At 73.3% G+C, this 18,956-nt stretch carries 14 protein-coding genes; 3 read left to right on the plus strand and 11 right to left on the minus strand.

What is annotated here, in order from left to right; all coding sequences use genetic code 11:
• Positions 1-115: 115 nt before the first annotated feature.
• Positions 116-1,312, minus strand: a complete 1,197-nt coding sequence (locus tag FHU30_RS16970; RefSeq protein WP_253876813.1) for a 3-deoxy-7-phosphoheptulonate synthase — start codon at positions 1,310-1,312, stop codon at positions 116-118.
• 253 nt (positions 1,313-1,565) lie between these two features.
• Here FHU30_RS16970 and FHU30_RS16975 point away from each other — a divergent pair, with 253 nt between their 5' ends.
• Positions 1,566-4,073: an AfsR/SARP family transcriptional regulator gene (locus FHU30_RS16975; protein ID WP_253876814.1), complete on the plus strand. Its 2,508-nt coding sequence runs from the start codon at positions 1,566-1,568 to the stop codon at positions 4,071-4,073.
• A 133-nt stretch (positions 4,074-4,206) separates the two neighbouring features.
• On the opposite strand, the gene FHU30_RS16980 is transcribed toward FHU30_RS16975, so the two are convergent.
• The 10 genes from FHU30_RS16980 to FHU30_RS17025 form a co-directional block, all read right to left on the minus strand.
• A complete protein-coding gene (locus FHU30_RS16980) occupies positions 4,207-5,028 on the minus strand; it encodes a prephenate dehydrogenase/arogenate dehydrogenase family protein (protein WP_253876815.1) in 822 nt (273 codons plus the stop codon).
• Between the two features lie 129 nt (positions 5,029-5,157).
• On the minus strand, positions 5,158-6,483 hold the full coding sequence (locus FHU30_RS16985; RefSeq protein WP_253876817.1) for an MFS transporter: 1,326 nt from the start codon (positions 6,481-6,483) through the stop codon (positions 5,158-5,160).
• Positions 6,467-7,357, minus strand: a complete 891-nt coding sequence (locus FHU30_RS16990) for an LLM class flavin-dependent oxidoreductase (protein ID WP_253876819.1) — start codon at positions 7,355-7,357, stop codon at positions 6,467-6,469. Before FHU30_RS16990 ends, FHU30_RS16985 begins: the two co-directional genes overlap by 17 nt.
• Positions 7,358-7,478: 121 nt before the next feature.
• Positions 7,479-8,012, minus strand: a complete 534-nt coding sequence (locus tag FHU30_RS16995) for a hemerythrin domain-containing protein (RefSeq protein WP_253876821.1) — start codon at positions 8,010-8,012, stop codon at positions 7,479-7,481.
• 119 nt (positions 8,013-8,131) lie between these two features.
• Positions 8,132-9,643 (minus strand): methyltransferase, encoded by a 1,512-nt coding sequence (locus FHU30_RS17000; protein WP_253876823.1) that lies wholly within the window; start codon positions 9,641-9,643, stop codon positions 8,132-8,134.
• A complete protein-coding gene (locus tag FHU30_RS17005) occupies positions 9,640-10,566 on the minus strand; it encodes an NAD-dependent epimerase/dehydratase family protein (protein ID WP_253876825.1) in 927 nt (308 codons plus the stop codon). The genes FHU30_RS17000 and FHU30_RS17005 overlap by 4 nt, the downstream gene beginning before the upstream one ends.
• Positions 10,567-10,594: 28 nt before the next feature.
• Positions 10,595-13,333, minus strand: coding sequence for an alpha/beta fold hydrolase (locus tag FHU30_RS17010; protein ID WP_253876827.1), 2,739 nt, complete (start codon positions 13,331-13,333; stop codon positions 10,595-10,597).
• Between the two features lie 83 nt (positions 13,334-13,416).
• Entirely contained in the window at positions 13,417-14,892 is a 1,476-nt protein-coding gene (locus FHU30_RS17015; protein WP_253876829.1) for a multicopper oxidase family protein, read from the minus strand.
• Between the two features lie 297 nt (positions 14,893-15,189).
• Entirely contained in the window at positions 15,190-16,668 is a 1,479-nt protein-coding gene (locus tag FHU30_RS17020; protein ID WP_253876830.1) for an MFS transporter, read from the minus strand.
• Between the two features lie 172 nt (positions 16,669-16,840).
• Positions 16,841-17,566, minus strand: a complete 726-nt coding sequence (locus FHU30_RS17025) for a TIGR03619 family F420-dependent LLM class oxidoreductase (protein ID WP_253876832.1) — start codon at positions 17,564-17,566, stop codon at positions 16,841-16,843.
• A gap of 417 nt (positions 17,567-17,983) precedes the next feature.
• Here FHU30_RS17025 and FHU30_RS17030 point away from each other — a divergent pair, with 417 nt between their 5' ends.
• Both FHU30_RS17030 and FHU30_RS17035 read left to right on the plus strand, forming a co-directional pair.
• Positions 17,984-18,385 carry a hypothetical protein gene (locus FHU30_RS17030; protein WP_253876834.1) on the plus strand — a complete coding sequence of 134 codons (402 nt, stop codon included), beginning with the start codon at positions 17,984-17,986 and terminating at the stop codon, positions 18,383-18,385.
• 117 nt (positions 18,386-18,502) lie between these two features.
• Positions 18,503-18,956 (plus strand): UvrD-helicase domain-containing protein (locus FHU30_RS17035; protein ID WP_253876866.1); only part of this gene is annotated, 454 nt, incomplete at its 3' end.

Raw genomic sequence — 18,956 nt, forward strand, 5'->3', positions numbered from 1 at the left:
GCCATTCCGGGTCACACCCGGAGACTTCGCTCCGCCCGATGAAGCGTGATCCGAACGTGATACTCGGTGCGGAATTCTCCATCCGCCCGCCGGGGGCGGGGCGGGCGGACGGAGGTCACGCGGCGAGCCGGTGGGAAGTGCGCCAAGCGCGGACCACCGATTCCGCTTGTCCGGGACTGAGCCGGGGGTCGCAGAGAGAGCCGTAACGCGATTCCAGGGCGACCGTTCCGGTGCTGTCGTCGATGCATTCGGTGACGTCGTCGGGGGTGATTTCCAGGTGCAGGCCGCCGGGCACGCCGCCGGCCCGGCGGACGGCGTCGTGGAACCCCGCCGTCTCGGCGATGACGGTCTCGACGCGGCGGGTCTTGTGGCCGCTCGGCAGCTTGAAGGTGTTGCCGTGCATCGGGTCGCAGAGCCAGATCACGGGGTGCCCGGCCTCGCGGACGCGCGCGACCAGCTCGGGCAGGGCGTCGGAGACGTTGTCGGCGCCCATCCGGGAGATAAGGGTGAGCCGGCCGGGGACGCGCGCCGGGTCGAGGAGGGAGCAGAGTTCGAGCAGCTCGGACGGGGTGCAGCGGGGGCCGACCTTGCACGCGACCGGGTTGGTGACGGCGGCCAGCATGGCGACGTGCGCGCCGTCCGAATGGCGGGTGCGCTCCCCGATCCAGGGCCAGTGCGTGGACGCGAGGACGGGCCCGTACCGCGAGTCGTGGATCATCGGCAGCTCGTAGTCGAGCAGCAGCGCCTCGTGGCTCGTCCACAGGACGGCGCCGGAGAGGCCGTTGGCGCGGCCGCCGGGCTCGTCGATCCAGCCGAGGCAGCGGAGCACGCGCTCCGCGGCCTCGTAGCCGATCAGCATGCGCTCGGGGTCGGGGACGCGGGCGGTCGCAAGGGGCGCGGGGGCGTTCACGAGGTGGCCGCGGTAGCTGGGGATTTTCTGCCCTGACACGGTTTCGAACGAATCTGACCGGGGTTTGGCGAACTGCCCGCCGATGCGTCCCACCCGGACGATCGGAAGGCCGCTGCGGCCCGCCATCACGGCGGCGAGCCGGCGGACCAGCTCGGCCTTGCGGGCGACCGGCGCCGCGTGGCACTCGGCGAAGTCCTCCGCGCAGTCGCCGGCCTGGAGGACCAGGGCCTCACCTGCGGCGACCTGCGCGAGCCGGGAGTTCAGCGCGCGCACCTGCCGGGCCGTGACCAGGCCGGGAAGCGCGGCGAGCTTGGCCGAGACGCGGCGCGCCTCGTCCGGATCGGGCCAGTCCGGCTGCTGCCGGGCGGGTATTGTCCGTATACTATTTTCAATAGCAGACATTCCGAATACCGATTTACCTTCCCGTAACGCGCACGTTTTATAAAGGGTTGACAATTTCACACTGCGTGCCTGCGTGAAGGCGATCCGTGCGTTTCTCCGACTGTTTCAACGATGACCGATGCGGTTGTCGCGCCCTTGTCCGCGTGTTGTGCGCGTGCCTCCCCGCCGGAACAGCCAGTGCGGTCGGCCACGCGCCGCTCACCGGCCGCCGCGGCGCCGCGCGGTGCGACGGGAGCGAGCAGTGGAACCAGCGGTGAGGTTTGGGATCCTCGGGCCGGTCGTGGCCTGGCGCGGGGACGAGACGGTGCGCATACCCGGCGTGCGGGCCAGGACGGTGCTGGCGATGCTGCTGCTGCGGCCGCGCACCGTCGTGACCCTCGACCAGCTCGTCGACGCCCTCTACCCGGACGTCGATCCCCCGAAGACGGCGCGCAACCAGGCGCAGACGGGCGTGGCGCGGCTGCGCGCGATGCTCGGCGACCGGGACGGCCCCGGCGAGGCGCCCCTGATCGTGACGCATCCGCACGGCTACCTGCTGGACGTGGCGGACGAGCGGATCGACGCGTTCTCCTTCAGCGCCCATGTCGAGCAGGCGCGGCAGGTCTTCCACGAGGGGCGTCCGGACGTCGCGGCCGACCTGCTCGCGCAGGCGCTCGGGCTGTGGCGGGGCGAGGCCCTGGAGGACGTGCCGAGCCAGGTCGTCCGGTCGCAGGCGGTGCTGTGGGACGGCATGCGCATCGCGGCGCTGGAACGCCGCATCACCGCCGACCTGGAGTGCGGGCGGCACGGCGAGGTCGTGGCCGAGCTGGAGGGCCTGGCCGCCGAGAACCCGCACAACGAGCGGTTCCACGCCCAGTTAATGCTCGCGCTGTACCGGACGGGCCGCTCGTCCGACGCGCTCGACGTGTACAACCGCCTGCACCGCAACCTGGACGAGCTGGGCGCCGAGCCGGGCAACGAGGTCCGCCACCTGCAGACGCAGATCCTCCGGCACGACTCGACGCTGCTTCCGGCTCCCGCGAGCCGGCTGCGGGTGCCGCGGCAGCTTCCGGTCCGTCCGGCGGCGCTGGTCGGGCGCGGACCGGAGGTGGACGCGCTGGTCAAGGCGCTCACCGACGAGCGCGGCGAGCGGATCGTCGCGGTCAGCGCGGGCGGCGGGCACGGCAAGACGGCGCTGGCGGTGGAGGTCGCGCACCGGGTGGCCGAGCACTTCGAGGACGGCCAGCTGTTCGCCGACCTCGGCGGGGCGCGGCGCCGCCCGGTCGATCCGGAGCGGATCCTCGGCACGTTCCTGGCCGGCCTCGGCATGCCGCCGGACGAGATCCCCGAGGGCCTGGCCGAGCGCGCGTCGGCGTACCGGACGCTGACCGCCGACCGGCGGCTGCTCGTCCTGCTGGACGACGCGGCGGGCACCGAGCAGGTGCGCCCGCTGCTGCCGGGCGGGCCGGGCTGCCGGGTGCTGATCACCAGCCAGTCCAAGCTGACGGTGTTCCCGGCGGTGATGCGGCTGGACCTGCCACTGCTCACCCCGGCCGACGCCCGCGCGCTGCTCGCCCGGCACGCCGGTCCGGAGCGGGTCGACGCCGAGCCGGACGCGGTGCGCGAGCTGGCGACGCTGTGCGGCGGGGTGCCGCTGGCGCTGGACATCGCGGGCGCGCGGCTGGCGGCCCGCCCGCACTGGCCGATCAGCAGGCTCGCGGCGCGGCTCGCCGACATCCAGCAGCGCCTGTCGGAGCTGTCGATCGAGGGCTGCGAGATCCGGTCCAGCCTGGAGCTGGGCTACGACCCGCTGTCGCCGGACGCCAAGCGGATGCTGCGCCGGGTGAGCCTCCTCGGCTCGGCGTGCTTCTCCGCGTGGGAGGGCGCGGCGCTGATCGGCGGAACGGTCCGGCGCGCGGCCGAGGCGCTGGAGGACCTGGTCGAGGCGCACCTGGCGACGGTCGAGGGGATGGACGGCTCGGGCCACTACACCTACACCGTGCACGACCTGGTCCGGGCGTTCTCCTGGGAGCGGCTGGAGCAGGAGGAGTCCGAGGTGGAACGGGCCAAGGCGCTGGAGCGCGCGGTCGGCGCGGCGCTCGCGGTGACCGACGCCGCGCACGCGATGCTGTACGGCCGGCGGCACGCGAGCCTGCGCGGCGAGGCCCCGCGCTGGCAGCCGCAGGACTCGACGCCCGCTTTGCACGTCACGCGTCCGGCGCAGGGCTGGCTCGCGTCGCGGTTGCCGCTGCTCACGGCGCTGGCGACGCGCGCGGCCGAGTACCACCTGAGCGAGGCGTGCTGGGAGCTGGCGGTCGCGCCGCTGCCGCTGTTCGAGACGGGCGACTACTTCCCCGAGTGGGCGACCCTGCTGGACGGGGCGATGGACTGCGTCCGGCGGGACGGGAACGTCCGGGGCGAGGCGGCGCTGACGCTGTCGCTGGCGTTCCGCGCGCAGCTCGTCGGGGACGGCGTCGCAGAGGAGCGGTTGCTCCGCGACGCGGCGAACCTGTTCCACCGGCTCGGCGACACCGAGGGCGAGGGGCTGGTCGCGTGGCTGCGCGGCGATGAGGGGACGTTCTCGCGCAGCCTCCCCGATCTCTCGGCCGCCTACTCCAGCGCGTCCGAGCTGCTGAAGGCGGAGGAGATCGCGTCGGAGGTCGTCCGGCACGACCTGGCCCGCATCCTGCGCCTTCAGACGGCGGAGGACGCGGGCCAGGTCGCGCGCGAGCGGCTGGAACGGGTCCTGCGCGCGGCGCAGGAGACGGGCGAGGCCAACTAGGTCGGTTCAGGACGGCTGAGGGAGCGCTCCTACCGGTGGTCGATCGAAGTGGCGGTCGATCCGATCGGCGGCGGGAGGCGCGACGGGTTCAGTCGAGGAGGGTTCAGTCGAGGAGGGGTCAGTCGAGGAGGGGTCAGTCGAGGAGGGCGCGCCCGGCGGCGCCGTCGGCGAGCAGCGCCTCGACGGCCTCGGCGTCGCCGAGGTGCAGGTCGTCGGCCAGCCGGGCGAGCCGGTCGGCGGCCTTCCGGACGCCCTCGGCGACCTGGACGCGGTTGCGGAGCACGATGTGCCGCCAGAGGGTGACGTCCCCGGCGGCGATGCGGGTGGTGTCGGCGAGGCCGCGTCCGGCGAGGTGGAGGGCGAGCGGCGGCGCGTCCACGAGCGTCGCGGCCAGCGCGGACGCGACCATGTGCGGCGCGTGCGAGACGAGCCCCACGGCCGCGTCGTGCTCGGCGGCCGTGCAGAACACGGGACGGGCGCCGGTCGCCGCCACCGCGCGGAGCACGGCGTCCATGACGTCGTTGGGGACGTCCGGCGCCGGGCACAGCGCCCAGGGGCGTCCGGTGAACAGGTCGGCGCGGGCCGCGCCCGGCCCGGACGTCTCGCCGCCCGCCATCGGGTGCCCGCCGACGAAGCGGCTCAGGTCGCAGCCGAGCTCCTCCGCCTCGTCCAGGACGGCCTGCTTGACGCTCGCGACGTCGGTGTAGACGGAGGCGGCCCCGGCCTGCTGGAGCTTCGCCAGGCACTCGGCGACGACGTGCGGCGGAGTGGCGAGGACTGCCAGCTCGACCGGCGCCCCGTCCCAGCCGCGCCCGGCGCCGCGCGCCTCGGCCTTCGCGACCGCGCCCAGGTCGGTGTCGAGAAGCTGGACGTCCGCGCCCGCGCCGGCCAGCGCGAGGCCGACGGACGCGCCCAGCAGTCCGGTTCCGGCGACGAGCACGCGGCGCGCGGTCACGTGCTCGTCCCTTCGTGAGGGTCAGGCATCACGGTCTCCTCCGTCGTCGGGGTTCGGGCATCACGTTCACCTCTTGTCGGGGCTCTGGCATCACTCGCGGGGTAGGCATCACGGTCGTCTCCGGCGGGCTCAGCGCAGCCGGACGGCGTTGGTCTCGGGCATCCGCGCGTACGCGGCGAAGCTGACCACGGCGGCGAGCGCGACGTACACGCCGAACCAGGCGCCCTGCCCGTTGTGGGCGAGGACGGCGTCCAGCAATGGAGCGGTCCCGCCGAACACCGCGACGACCAGCGCGTACGGGATCGCGATCCCGGCGGACCGGACGAGCGCGGTCGGGTACTGCTCGGCCATGACCGTCGCGGCGATCGCGCCGTAGCCCGCGAACGCCCACAGCCCGGCGATCTCGACGACGAGCAGCGCGCCGAAGCTGTGCGGCGGCACGGCCAGCGCCGGGACCGCGATGACGACGGTCGCGGCGGCGAACGTGAGCAGCAGCGGACGGCGCCCGAACCGGTCCGACAGCCGGCCCGCGACCGGGACGGCGACGAACATCGTGGCCTGCGCGATCGAGTTCGCGGCCAGCGCGCGCCCGGCGCTCAGCCCGCCCTCGGTCATCGCGAGGCCGGGCAGTTGCAGCACCCACGTGTAGAAGACGATCGTCGGCGCGAGCGTGATCGCGGCGATGCGCAGCGCGGGGCGCCGGTGCTCGCGCAGCAGCGTCCGCAGTGGCCGGTCGGCGCCGTCCTGCGCGGTGAACAGGAAGCTCTCAGCGAGCTTGCGGCGCAGGACGATCGCGGCGATCCCGGCGAGTCCCCCGGCGGCGAACAGGATCCGCCAGCCGAAGGCGTGCATCTCGTCCTTGCTGAGCACGGCGGAGAGGCCGGTCGCGGCGAGCGCCGCGACGAGCGTGCCGAGCACCGTGGACTGCTGGAACACCGCCGAGTACCAGCCGCGCCGCTCGGCGGGCGCGGTCTCGGCGAGGTACGCCGCGGTGGCGCCGATCTCCCCGCCGGACGACGCGCCCTGCGCGCAGCGCAGCACCAGCAGCGCGAGCGGCGCGGCGACGCCGATCGTCCCGTAGGTCGGGACGATCGCGATCAGCACCGAGGCCACACCCATGATCGCGACGGACACGGTCATGCCGGCGCGGCGTCCGCAGCGGTCGGTGAGCCGCCCGAGCAGCGCCGCGCCGACCGGACGCGCCAAGAACGCCACGGCGAACGTCGCGAGCGCCGCCATCAGCGCTGCCGCTGGCTGCCCCTTGGGGAAGAACGCGTGCGCGAACATCGGCGCCGCGAACGCGTAGACCGACCAGTCGTACCACTCCAGGGCGTTCCCGGCGGCGACGGCCGCGAGCGCCCCGGCCTTGACCCGGCCGGGCTTGGCGGCGGGCGTGAGGCCGGTGACGCGCGGCGTGTACTGCGGGTACGGCGACCGTTCAGGTACTGCGGGCACGGTTCACCTCCTCCCGGACGGCCGGGACGACCTCCCGGGCGAACAGCTCGATGTCGGCGGGACGCCCCGACGACAGGACGAACCCGGACACGCCGAGTTCGAGCGCCAGCTCGGCCAGCTGATCGGCCCAGACCTTCGGCGGCCCGTGCAGGAACCCGCCCGAAGCGCCGGGCGAGAACACGCCGTCCAGGTTGTAGAGGCGGCGGACGGCCGCCGGGTCGCGTCCGGCGGCGGTGGCCGCCTCGTCGATCAGCGGCGACGCGGCGGCCATCTCGCCCGGGCCCATGTAGGCCGAGGACGGGATCCAGCCGTCGGCGAGGCAGCCGATCAGGTTCAGCGTGCGCGGCCGGTACCCGCCCAGCCAGAGCGGGACGTCGAAGGGGCGGCCGAGGATCGGCGGGGCGTCGCGGAGCCGGTAGAACTCGCCCTCGACGGTGTGCCCGGGGCGCCCGTCCAGCAGGCCGCGGACGACCCGGACGGCCTCGTCCAGCGCCTGGACCTGCTGGCCCGGTGTCCAGGACGGGCCGCCGAGCGCGGCGATCCCGCCCTGGTGCGCGCCGGAGCCGAGGCCGAGCGCGACCCGCCCGCCGCTGATCTCGGCGAGCGTGGCGGCCCAGGACGCGAGCGTCACCGGACCGCGCAGCGGCAGCGACGCCACGTCCGGGAACACGGTGATCTTCCGGGTCGCGAGCGCGACCCGGGTGAGCAGGGTCGGGGTGTCGGCGAAGCCGGGATGGTACGGGTGGTCCTGCATCCCGACGAGGTCGAGGCCGAGGCTCTCGGCCAGCCGGACGTTCTCCATCGTGGCGGGCATGTCGGCGACGGCCGGCGAGAGGAACACGCCGAACAGCAGGTCGTGCCGGTAGTCGGGCATGAGGATTCTCCAGGAACGGAAGGAGGGAGGGCGCGGGCGGCGGCGTCGGGGAAGCGCGGGAGGCCGCGTCGGCGAAGCGCGTAAGGCGGCGTCGGGGCGCAGCGGGTCAGCGGGTCAGGGGTCAGGCGATGTCGGCGTAGGTGAGGCGGACGAGGGTCGGCGTCAGGTGCGTCTCCTCGTACTCCAGGTGGGCCGACAGCAGCTCGGAGACCTCCCGGACCTTGGCGAGCATCTTCGGGCCCACGGCCGGGTCGCCCGGCAGCAGCCGGATCATCTGCTGGAGCTGGTCCAGGTGCGCGACGAGCCGCTCGTGCTCGTCCATGAGCTGCTTGATGCGCGGCGCGAGGTCCGGGTTGCGCTTCCGCAGCACCGGGAACATCGACGCGTCCTCCACGGTGTGGTGGCCGTGCACGAAGGAGCAGAACTGGGCGCAGTAGCGCGGCAGGATGCGCTGCCAGTCGCGCTGGCGGAAGGCGTCCATCGCGCCCTGGAGCCTGCGGCGCGCGGCCGCGTCGCCGCCGACGCCGTCCACCACGGCGGTCACCAGGCGGCGGAACTCGTCCATGTCGCGGCGCATCTGGTCGTGGATGACGAACAGCCGCTGGGCGAGTTCGACGCCTTCGGGGTTGGCTCCGGGAAAGTCCAGCTGGGGCATGCGGGTTCTCCTCCTCGGCGAGGCCGCGTGGCACGGCGGGCAGGCCGCGCCGGCGGCTCGGGTGCTCGGTCGGGACGGGACCGGGCCGCGTCGTCGGGGCCCGGTCCCGATCGGATGGGTCAGTCCTTGAAGCCGACGGCGAGCCATTCGGGGCCGGACAGCGGGCGGACGGAGACCCGTCCGAAACCGGCCTCGGCCAGCCAGGCCGCCGCGTCGGCGGGCCGGTAGCCGTGCCCGCCGGGGCTCTCCAGCATCATGTGCAGATCGGCCAGGTGGCCGAACAGGTTGGCGGCCCCGTCGGGCCGTCCGGGGTCGGTCATCAGGTCGTAGACGACGACCGCGCCGCCCGCGGGCAGCGCCTTGTACGCCTTGGCGAGCAGGTCGCGCTTGGTGGCGGTGTCCCAGTCGCACAGCACGTGCCCGAGGACGAGCAGGTCGGCGGCCGGCAGGTCGTCGGTGAAGAAGCTGCCGCCCTCGAACCGCATCCGGTCGGCCAGGCCCGCTTCCCGCGCGGCCCGCTCGAAGTGCGGCCGGACCTGCGGCAGGTCGAAGCCGATCCCGGCGAGGTGCGGGTGCGCGGTGAGCAGCGTCCGCAGCACCGCGCCGCCCGCCGCGCCGACGTCGGCGACGGTCTTCACGGCGTCCCAGTCGAGGTCGCTCTCGCGGGCCAGCGCGAGCGCCGCGCCGGTCGCGCCGCCCGCCATCGCCGCGTGGAACGCGCGGACGCGCTCGGGGTCGGCGTACAGCGCCTCGAACGGGTCGTCGCCCGCGTTCGCCTTGTTCTGCGGAAGGCCGGTGCGCAGCATTTCGGTCAGGCCCTTCCACGACTCCCACCAAAGGTGGGACGCGGCGAGCGGCAGGCCCGCGACGTTCGTGCCCTCGGCCTCGGTGAGGAAGCGCTTGGCGACCGGCGTCAGGCCGTACGCGCCGCCGTCCTCGCGAGCGAGCATGCCGAGGCCGGTCAGCGCGTCCAGGAACGGCCGGACGCCGCGCTCGTGCAGGCCCAGCTCCCGGACGATCCGCTCCACCGGGCGCGGGCCGTCCGCGAGCGCCTCGAACAGGCCAAGCTCGATCGCCGACATGAGCACCCGCGACTCCCAGAACCGGAACCCGGTGCGGATGACCTGCCACGGCTCGATCGCCGGGTCCACGGCCGGTTCGACGAGGGCGCGGATGGCGGCGGTGTCGTGGATGTCCTCGAAGCGGACGGCCTTCCCGTCGCGGATCCGCCAGTGGTGCACGACAGTGATGTCGGCCTCGCGGCCGGTCGTGGCGGCGCGCATGTGGTTCACGCCCGTGACGACCACCTGGTCGCCTTCGGCGAAGAACGTGTCGGGACGCATCCCGACCTCGGCGAACAGCGCCCGCGCGCGGGCCATGAACGCCTTCACGGCCGGAAGGCCGCGCTCGACGCCGCCGAGGCCGTGGTCGTCCATACCGTCCGGGTGGACCCACTCGATGTCGGGGTCGAAGAACGCGAGCGCCGCGTCGAGGTCACCGCGCCGGAACGCGTCGTACGAGGCGGAGATCAGCGCGATGTTGTCGGTCGTGAGCGCGGTGTCAGCGGCCGTGCCGGTCGTGAGCGCGGTGTCAGCGGCCGTGCCGGTCGTGGGCTCGGTGTCGGCGGTCATCGGGGCTCCAGGACGAGGTCGGGGGCGTGGTGGGCGAGGACGCGGGCGACGCCGGCGCGCCAGTCGACCTCGCAGGGGCCGACCAGCTCCAGGCGCCGGGTGTGGTCGAAGACCGCGGTCTCGCGGGACAGGTCGCCCGGGTCGAGCCGCGGCTCGATCCCGGTGAGGGCGGCCATGTGGTGCAGCAGGTCGGTGATGCCGACCTCCTCGTCCCCGCCCCAGTTCACGACGGTGGCGGGGACGGACGCGACGTCCCACAGCAGCGGCGTCTGCCGGACGACGTCGTCGGTGTGCAGCAGGTTGCAGAAGTTCTGGCCCTCGCGCGGGACGGCGCAGGGCAGCCCGTCCGCCATCCGGCGGAACAGGATCACCGGCAGGCCGCCGTGCCCGTACGGGCCGTACGCGACGTTCAGCCGCGCGATCGTGGTCGGCAGGCCGAGCGCGGCGGCGAGGCCGCGCACCAGGCCCTCGGTGGAGATCTTCGCGACCGGGTAGGTGGGCAGCCAGGGCGCCTGCCCGCCGATCGGGTCGGTCTCGCGGTAGCGGTGCATGCGGTCGGCGCGGTTGTAGACGACGCCGCTGGAGACGTAGAGGAACGCCTCGGCGTCCGCGCAGTGCCGCATCAGCTGCGCGGTCCCGGTCGTGTTGATGCGGACGGTGTCGTCGAAGTCGGTCCCGTCGCCCCGGTGCACGGCCGAGTGCAGGACGTGGGTGAAGTCGCCGGGCAGGTCGTCCGGCAGGGAGCCGTGGCCCATGTCCCAGACGCGGGTGCGGATGCCGAGCTCGCCGAGCGCCTTGCGGGCGTCCCGGTCGCCGAACCGGCCGAGGCACCAGACCTCGTTACCCGCCGCGAGCGCCTCGGCGACCGGACGGGCCACCTGGCCCGTCCCGCCGGTGATCAGGATCTTCTTGCCGTGGATCACTGTGGTCCTGTCTTCCTGGTCGGAGGCGTCAGGAGGCGCGCCGGTCGGAGGCGAGCGCGTCGCGCAGCTCGGCGCGCAGCGTGGCCTGGAACGTCCGGACGTGCTCGGGGCTCATGAGCGTGTAGTGCTCGCCGTCCACTTCGATGAAGCGGTTCTCCGAGCGGGTGAAGTCGTCCCAGGCGCGCAGCTGGTCGTTGAGCCAGTCGGCCTTGGTGCCCTTCAGCGGCGTGCAGTAGAAGACGCGGACGTCCTCGACCGTCCCGGACGGCGCGTAGTCGCGGCCGAGGTGCACCATGTTCTGCGCGAGCGCGACCCAGGCGGCGAACCGCTCGACGTTCAGGTCCAGCTCGCGCAGCCGCTGCCGGGGCGCGTTGTCGACCAGGTAGCCGAGCTGCTCGTCCTCGGGGAGCCCGCGCAGCTTGGCGGCCAGGGCCGGGATGTCGGCGGCGTTCACCAGGTCCAGGAACAGCGCGAGGTTCAGCGCGCCGTCGGTGAAGGTGATCTCGTGCATCCGGCCGGCGATGTGCGGCGGCAGGTTGAACACGCCGACGAACGACACCTTCTGCCCCATCGCCTCCAGCCGCTTGGCGATCTCGAACGCGACCGCGCCGCCGTAGGAGTACCCGGCGACCGCGTACGGCCCGAGCGGCTGGACGCGCCGGATGGCGTCCACGTACGTGTCGACCATCTCGGCGAACGTGCCGAAGTGCGCCTCGCCCTCGCCGAACCCGCGCGCCCGCAGCGCGTAGAACGGGCGCTCGTTCGTGAAGTACTTCGCGAGGTTGATGAACACCAGCACCTCGCCCAGCCCCGGGTGGACGCAGAACAGCGGCGTGCCATCGCCCGTGAGCTGCAACGGGACGAGCGGGTCGTACTCGGCCTTCGCGCCGCCCGCGATCCGCCCGGTCAGCGCCCGGACGGACGGCGCCTGGAGGATCGTCGACATCGGCAGGTCGTCCACGCCGAACGCCCGCTGCACCTCGACCTTCAGCCGCAGCACGTCCAGCGAGGTGCCGCCGAGGTCGAAGAAGCTGGTCGTCACCGACACGGCCTCCGCGTCGAGCACGCGCGCGTAGATCTCGGCGAGCCTCCGCTCGGCGTCGGTGCCGGGCTCGGCGAAGGCGCCGAGGTAGCGGGCGGCCAGCTCGTCCGCGCGGCGGGCGGACGCGGCGAGGCGTCCCCGTTCGAGGTCCTCGCGGAGCCGGCTCCGCTGGATCTTGTTGAGGTTCGAGCGCGGGATGGCCTCCTCGTCCACCGGCAGGATCGCCGCCGGGCGGAAGCCCCAGTGCATGACGGTCGAGTTCCGGATCGCGACGATCGTCCGGTAGAGCGCGGCGTCGTCGAACGCGGCGTCGCCGTCCGGCGCGAACGCGACGGCGAGCTGCTCGGTGTCCGCCCCGGCCGGACGCGTCGGGAACGCCGCGACGCTGCCCGCGCGCACGCCGTCCAGGTCGCCCAGCACGGTTTCGAGGTCGTGGCTGTAGTAGTTGACGCCGTTGACGATCACGCTGTCCTTGCTGCGCCCCACCAGGACGAGCGCGCCGGACGAGTCGAACATGCCGAGGTCGCCCGTCCGGAACCAGCCGTCGTGGGTGAACGCGTCGGCGGTGGCCTGCGGGTTCCCGAAGTAGCCGCTCGTGACCATCGTCCCGCGCAGCTGCACCTCGCCCGCCGCCTCGGACCGGCCGTCCGCTCCGGCAGCCGCGGTCGCGCCGGACGCTCCGGACGTGGCGGCGAGCACGTGGCCGTCCGGCGCGGCGATGCGGATCTCCAGGCCCCGGACGGGCCGTCCGAGCGCCGGGAACTCCGCGTCGTCGTCGCGCGGGTCGAACACGGTGTTGAAGACGCTCCCCGCGCAGGTCTCGGTCATGCCGAACGCCGGGACGACGACGTCCCCGTGCAGCCCGTACGGCTGGGCGAGGTCCAGGAACCGCCGGACGGTCGCGGTGACCGTCGCCTCGCCTCCCGAGATGATGTGCCGGACCTTCCCCAGCTCGAACGATTCGGCGCCCGGCGGAACGTCGGACAGGGCCCGCGCGAGCTGCCCGAAAAGGAAGTTCGGTGTGAACGTCACGGTCACGCCGTGCTCGGACACCAGCCGGAGGAACTGCAAGGGGTCGGCCAGCACGGTCTGCGGCGTCGCGATCACCTGGTCGGCCCCGGCCGTCATCGGCAGCAGGTGCGCCTCGATCGCCGCGATGTGGTCGGCGGAGATCCAGTTCAGGAAGACGTCGTGCCGGGTGATGCCGAGCGCGCCCGCCTTCCCCGCCTGCGCCGCCAGCAGGTTCGCGTGCGTGAGCCGCACCGCCTTCGGCAGGCCGGTCGAGCCGGACGTCAGCATCAGCAGGGCCAGGTCGTCCGGCTGCGGGAGGTGGATCTCGCCGCGCCGGCCGAGGTCGGACTCGGCCAGCTCCTCGATCGCGGCGCTGCGCAGCCGCGGCACGTCCGGAAGGTCGGCGAGGGCCGCCTTCGGCGCGATCACCAGGGGCTCGCCGAGCAGCACGCTCAGCTGTTCCAGTTGCGTCCGCCACCGCGCCGCGTCGTTCGGCGGAGCGATCGGGGCGGGCACCATCCCGCCGAGCACGCAGCCCCAGAAGGCGGGCAGGAACGTCTGCGGGTCGTCCGCGACGATCAGGACCCGGTCGCCGGGCAGGCGCCCGTAGCCGCGCAAGCCGCACAGCACGCGTTTCGCGCATTCGGCCAGGTCGGCGTAGGGAAGGTGCGGTCCGTCGACGAAAGTGACGCCGCGCTTGTCATGGGCGGCCACCGATAGCAGTTGCGGAAGTGTCGTGAAGTTGGGAGTCGGTTCCACTGGGACTTGCCTCCAGCCATAGAGCACGCGAAACGGAGTCAGACCACCTGGAACTGCGCCATCATCCCCATCGAGGCGTGGTCGATCAGGTGGCAGTGGTAGACGAAGGTGCCGCGGTAGTCGGCGAAGGTCGCCTGCACCCGGACGGTCTCGCCGGGATGCACGGTCACGGTGTCCCGCCAGCCCTGCTCGGCGGCGGGAGGCGGGGTCCCGTTGCGGTCGAGGACCTTGAAGTGCACCAGGTGGATGTGGAAGTTGTGCGGCAGCCCGTACTGGGTGTCGGCGTTGTAGATCTCCCAGATCTCGGTCGCGCCGAGCGGGACGGTCTGGTCGATCCTCGTGTCGTCGTAGGTCTTGCCGTCGATCACCATCACGCCGCTCGGCGGGTCGAACGGCCCGAACTGGATGCGCCGGGTGTTGGTCGCGGCGGGCAGCGTCGGCGCCGGTGCGAGCTGGTCGGGGACGTCGCTGGTGTCGGACGCGGTGCCGACGATGTCGAACCGGAGCAGCTGCTTCTGCGCGTCGCCCTCGTTCGGGAACGGCATCGCGTTCGTCAGCAGCACGTGGTCGCCGACCTTGTAGCGGGAGAAGTCGATGACCACGTCGAAGCGCTCGCCCGGCCACAGCTCGAACGAGGTCACGTCGTCCGGCGCGGGCAGCAGGCTCTGGTCCGCGCCGATCACCGTGAGGGTCGAGCCGTCCGCGAGGCCGAGGCCGAACGGGCGCAGGTTGGACGCGTTGAGGAACCGGAACCGGTACTTGCGGGCCTGCACCGGGAAGTACGGCTGGTTGCGGCCGTTGACGAGGATCGTCGTCCGGTTCGCGAAGTCGTCCATGACCCAGTTGAGGGTGCCGTCGTCGGCCATCCGGACGTCCCGGAGCATGATCGGCACCTCGTACGGTCCGCGCGGCAGGTTCAGCGCGCGCTCGTCCGGGCTGGAGATCAGGTAGAACCCGGCGAGGCCCTTGAACAGGTTCTCGGCCTCCACGTGGTGCGCGTGGTCGTGGTACCAGAGCGTCGCCGCGTACTGGTTGTTCGGGTAGGTGTAGGTCTTGCTGCCGCCGGGGTTGATGACGTCCATGGGGTGGCCGTCGTTCGCCGCGGAGACGTGCCCGCCGTGCAGGTGGGTGGAGATGGGCCGGTCCAGGGAGTTGGTCTGCCGGACGACGACCTGGCGCCCTTGCCAGGCCCGGATCGTCGGGCCGATGAACGTGCCGTTGTAGCCGAAGATCCCGCTGCTCACACCGGGGACCAGCTCCTCGGTGCCGTTCTTCACGGCGATGTCGTAGTAGTCGGTCGTGGACGTCGAGGAGGTGGGCCGCAGCACGCTCGGCACCGGCATCTGGACGGAGAACGGCGAGGTGGTGAGGCGGCTGCCGGCGCGCAGCAGGTGCGCGGTGTGCGAGCCGTGCCCGGCCATCGGCCCCGCGGCGCGCGCGGTGTGGGCGTTGTAGAGGACGGCGGTGGCGGCCGTGGCCGCTCCGCCGAGGACGAACTGCCGTCGCGTGACCATGCGTAGAGCTCTCGCTTTCATCGAGGGCCGTGGAGGGGACGCAGCGGGGAGTCGGAGCAAGAGGGACGAGCAGCGGGGAGCCGGGGGGACAGGCCGGGGACGAGCTGGGGGGACGAGGGACGGGAGGTGCCGTGGCCGGGAGGGGGACGCGGAGGCGTTGTCCCCCTCCCGGTCGCGGCGGGCCGGGAGATCGGGGAGGAGCCGGGTGGGCACCGGCTCCACTCCCGGCCGCGGGGTGGTGGGGTGGCCTTGGGCGAGCGGGGCGGCCAGGGCGGCTGGATCGGACGGTTCGGCGGGTCAGGCCGAGGAGGCGCCGGCCTCCGGGGCCTTCTCGGCGGGGGCGGGCGAGGCGTCCGGAGCGGGCGCGCCCTGCGGCGGCCTGCCGGGGATGACGGTCGCCGACAGCAGCAGCACCAGGACGGCGATGCACGCGCCCGCGACCAGCGCGCCGGAGTAGCCGCTGGTCAGCGCCTCCGGCATCGGGTGGCCGTCCTTGGCGGAGCTCTTGATCAGCTCCGTCACGACCGGCGTCAGGATCGCGATGCCGAGCGTCGCGCCGACCTGCTGCGAGGTGTTCAGCACGCCGGACGCGACACCGGCCAGGTGCGGCGGGGCCATCGACGTCGCGGCGATCGTGGCGGCGACGAACACCATGCCCATGCCGATCCCGGCGAGCAGGGACGGGCCGAGGATCTGCGCCCAGAACCCGCCGTCCGCGGAGATCGCGCCGAACCAGGCCATCCCGGCCGCGGCGATGATCGAGCCGATCGCGACGGCCGCGCGGGGCCCGCCGCGTCCGACGACGGGCGGGGCGAGCTGGGTGCCGATGATGATCGCGACGCAGATCGGCAGCTGCGCGACCGCCGAGCGGAGCGGCGACCAGTGGTGCACCTGCTGCATGTAGAGGGTCAGGAACACCATGCCGGGGACGAGCGCCATCGTCATGAGCCCCATGCCGAGGTTCCCGCCGGTCAGCGGGCGCAGCCGGAACAGGCTCGGCGGCACCAGCGGCGCGGACACCCGGTTCTCCACGACCACGAACGCGACCAGCAGCAGCACGCCGACCACCAGCGACGCGACGGTGGACGTCGAGCCCCAGCCCTTGTCGGGCGCGGTGACCAAGCCGTACACCAGCAGGCCGAGGCCGAGCGTGGACGCGATCGCGCCGACGACGTCGAACGAGGCGGCGCGCTCTCCGACGCGTCCGCCGGGGAGCAGGGCGGGGGTGAGGGCCAGCGCGACGATGCCGATCGGGACGTTGATCCAGAAGATCGCGCGCCAGCTGATCCAGTCGGTGAGCGCGCCGCCGAGCACCGTCCCGGACACGCTGCCGAGCCCGGCGAGCGCGCCCCAGATGCCGAGCGCCTTGAACCGCTCCTGCGGCTCGGTGAACAGCCGCATCACCAGCGCGAGGGCGGCGGGCGCGACCACGGCCGCGCCGAAGCCCTGCACGCCGCGCGAGATGATCAGCCAGGCCGAGTTCTGCGCCAGCCCGCAGGACGCGGACCCGACCACGAAGATCAGCAGGCCCCACACGAACATCGCGCGGTGCCCCACGTGGTCGGCGACGCGCCCGCCGAGGAGCAGGAACCCGCCGAAGACCAGGGTGTAGGCCGACACCACCCAGGACAGGTTCTCGGGCGAGAAGTGCAGGCCCCGCTGGATCGACGGCATCGCGATCGTGACGATCGCCGCGTCCAGGATGAGGATGAACTGCGTCACCGCGAGCACGGCGAAACCGGGCCCGCGCCTCGCCGCATCGGGTTGTGCGGACACGAGAGATACCTCCGGGTAGTTCGGGGTGTGAAGCCCGTTCCACCACGTTGTGGACGAGCTGTACCCGAAGCTACGAAGGTCCCTTGTTCACGCCTTGTCCCCGCGTTGTCCCCCGGAAGGCCAAGGCCCCGGGACGACACCCCGGGGCCTTGCCCAAATCACTCTGACCAGCTCATCCGCGAAGCCGCGCGACCGCCTCAACACCTCCCTCGCCCAGCGGCCAGTAGACGTGGTCGGCCCCGAGCTGCGCGAGCCGCTCGACGTCCGACGCGACCTGTTCGGGCGACCCGGTGAGCGGCATCCGCCCCGGATCAGCATCGGTCTCGCCCACGGGCCCGTTCGCCTGGACGACGAGCGGGGTGTCGGCCGGATCGACCCCGGCCTCCTTCGCCGCGCGCCCGTACAGCGCGACGATCTCGCGCAGGTCGTCCCACGAGTACAGCGACAGCGTGAGCCCCGCCCGCAGCCGCGCCGCCCGCGCGACCGCCCGCGCGCTCACCGCGCCGATGACGACCGGCACGTCCCGGACGGGCTTGGGCCCGATCTGCGACTCGGGGATGCGGTAGTGCCGCCCCTCGAACCGCACCGGGTCCGGCCCCCACACCGCGCGCATCGCGTTGACGTGCTCCTCGAACCCCGCGCCGCGCCGGCCGAGCGGCACGCCCACGGCCTCGAACTCCTCGGCCATCCAGCCCTGCCCGAGCCCGACCAGCAGCCGCCCGCCGGACAGCCGGTCGACCGTCGCGACCCGCCGCGCGAGCACCACCGGCGGCTGGAACAGCGCCGCGATCACGCTCGTGCCGAGCAGCACCCGCTCCGTCCGCGCCGCGACGAACGACAGCACCTCCAGGGGGTCGTACACGTTCGCCCACTCGTCCGGCGGATCGGCGGGCGGCATGACCCCGCCGTACGACACCGGCCCCGGCGGCCGCAGCAGCCGGTTCCTGCACCCACACCGAGTCCAGCCCGGCCCGCTCGGCCCCGGCCGCCACCCGGACGATCTCCTCGGGCGACGCCGCCGCGCCGCTCGCCGGCAGAAGGACACCGAACCTCACCATGCGGAGGTCTCCTCTCAAGGGGGATCCTGGAAGTGCCCTCACGCACAGTGCCGCAAACCGAACAACGAGCAATCACGACAAACGTAGAAAAATTTCGTCAACCCTTGCGCAGCCCCACCCGCCCGCCCACTCCGGAGCGTGCCGGCCATCCGCCCGGATCCTCCATGGTCACGGCGATTTCCGTAGTTCAGGGGTGTTGTCGGAGAGTGATTGTTGCTATCTCTGGGAGGTCGTGACTTTCTGACGGTGCTCAAGGGGTGCGCGGTGGTCGCTGGCGGATCGGCGGGGGCGAGGGGGCTGCGGGCCGGGAGCAGGCACTGGAGCTGGCGCGGCGGTCGCGCTCGGCATGTCGCCGGTGGCCGTCCAGCCGCTGCTGGTGTTCGCCGGCCACCGCCTGGACGAGGACGCTCGGACGGGTCCGCCTCACGGGCCGCGAGGACGTCCTGAGCATGCTGCTCGCCGCGCCGAAGCGGTTGAACGCGCCGATGGTGAAGGCCGTCGCGGCCTACCTGGAAGAGGGCTTCCCGGCGTACGAGGCGAACGCGCTTCCAGAGCGTCCGGCCGCCGCCGCGGGCGAGAAGTCCGGGCTGTTCGACGTCGAGGAGGTCGAGCAGGCGGCGATGGCGTCGGTCCTGCACGGCCGATCGAGCAGTGGATGACGTTCCTGCATCCCGACCAGGTCGCGATCGCGCGCCGCGAATGGAGCGGGCCGGCGCGCATCAGACGGACCGGCCGGGACGGGCAAGACCGTCGTCGGCCTGCACCGCGCCGCGCACATCGCCACCCGCACGACCGGGCCGATCATGTACGTCACCTACGTGAACAACCTCCCGCGCGTGCAGGGGCGGCTGTTCCAGCGGATGGCGCCCCACCTGGCCGACCGGGTGGAGTTCACCAGCCTGCACGGCTGGGCGCAGCGGTTCCTCGCCGACCGCGGCGTCCGGATCAACCTGGACAAGCGCGCGGCGGAGGACTGCTTCTCCCGCGCGTGGCTCCAGGCCGGCCGCGGCAGCGCGCTCGCCGAGCTGCGCGAGCGTCCCGCCGCCCCGCCCTACGCCGCCGTGATCGTGGACGAGGTGCAGGACCTCACGCTGGTCGGCGTCCGGCTGCTGCACGCCCTCGCGGGCGACGGCCCCAACGGGCTGCTGCTGATCGGCGACGGGCAGCAGGCCGTCTACCCCGGCGGGTTCCGGCTCGGCGAGGCCGGCGTCGGCATCAAGGGACGCGGAG

It is taken from the genome of Actinomadura rupiterrae (assembly GCF_024172125.1).
GTDB lineage: Bacteria > Actinomycetota > Actinomycetes > Streptosporangiales > Streptosporangiaceae > Spirillospora > Spirillospora rupiterrae.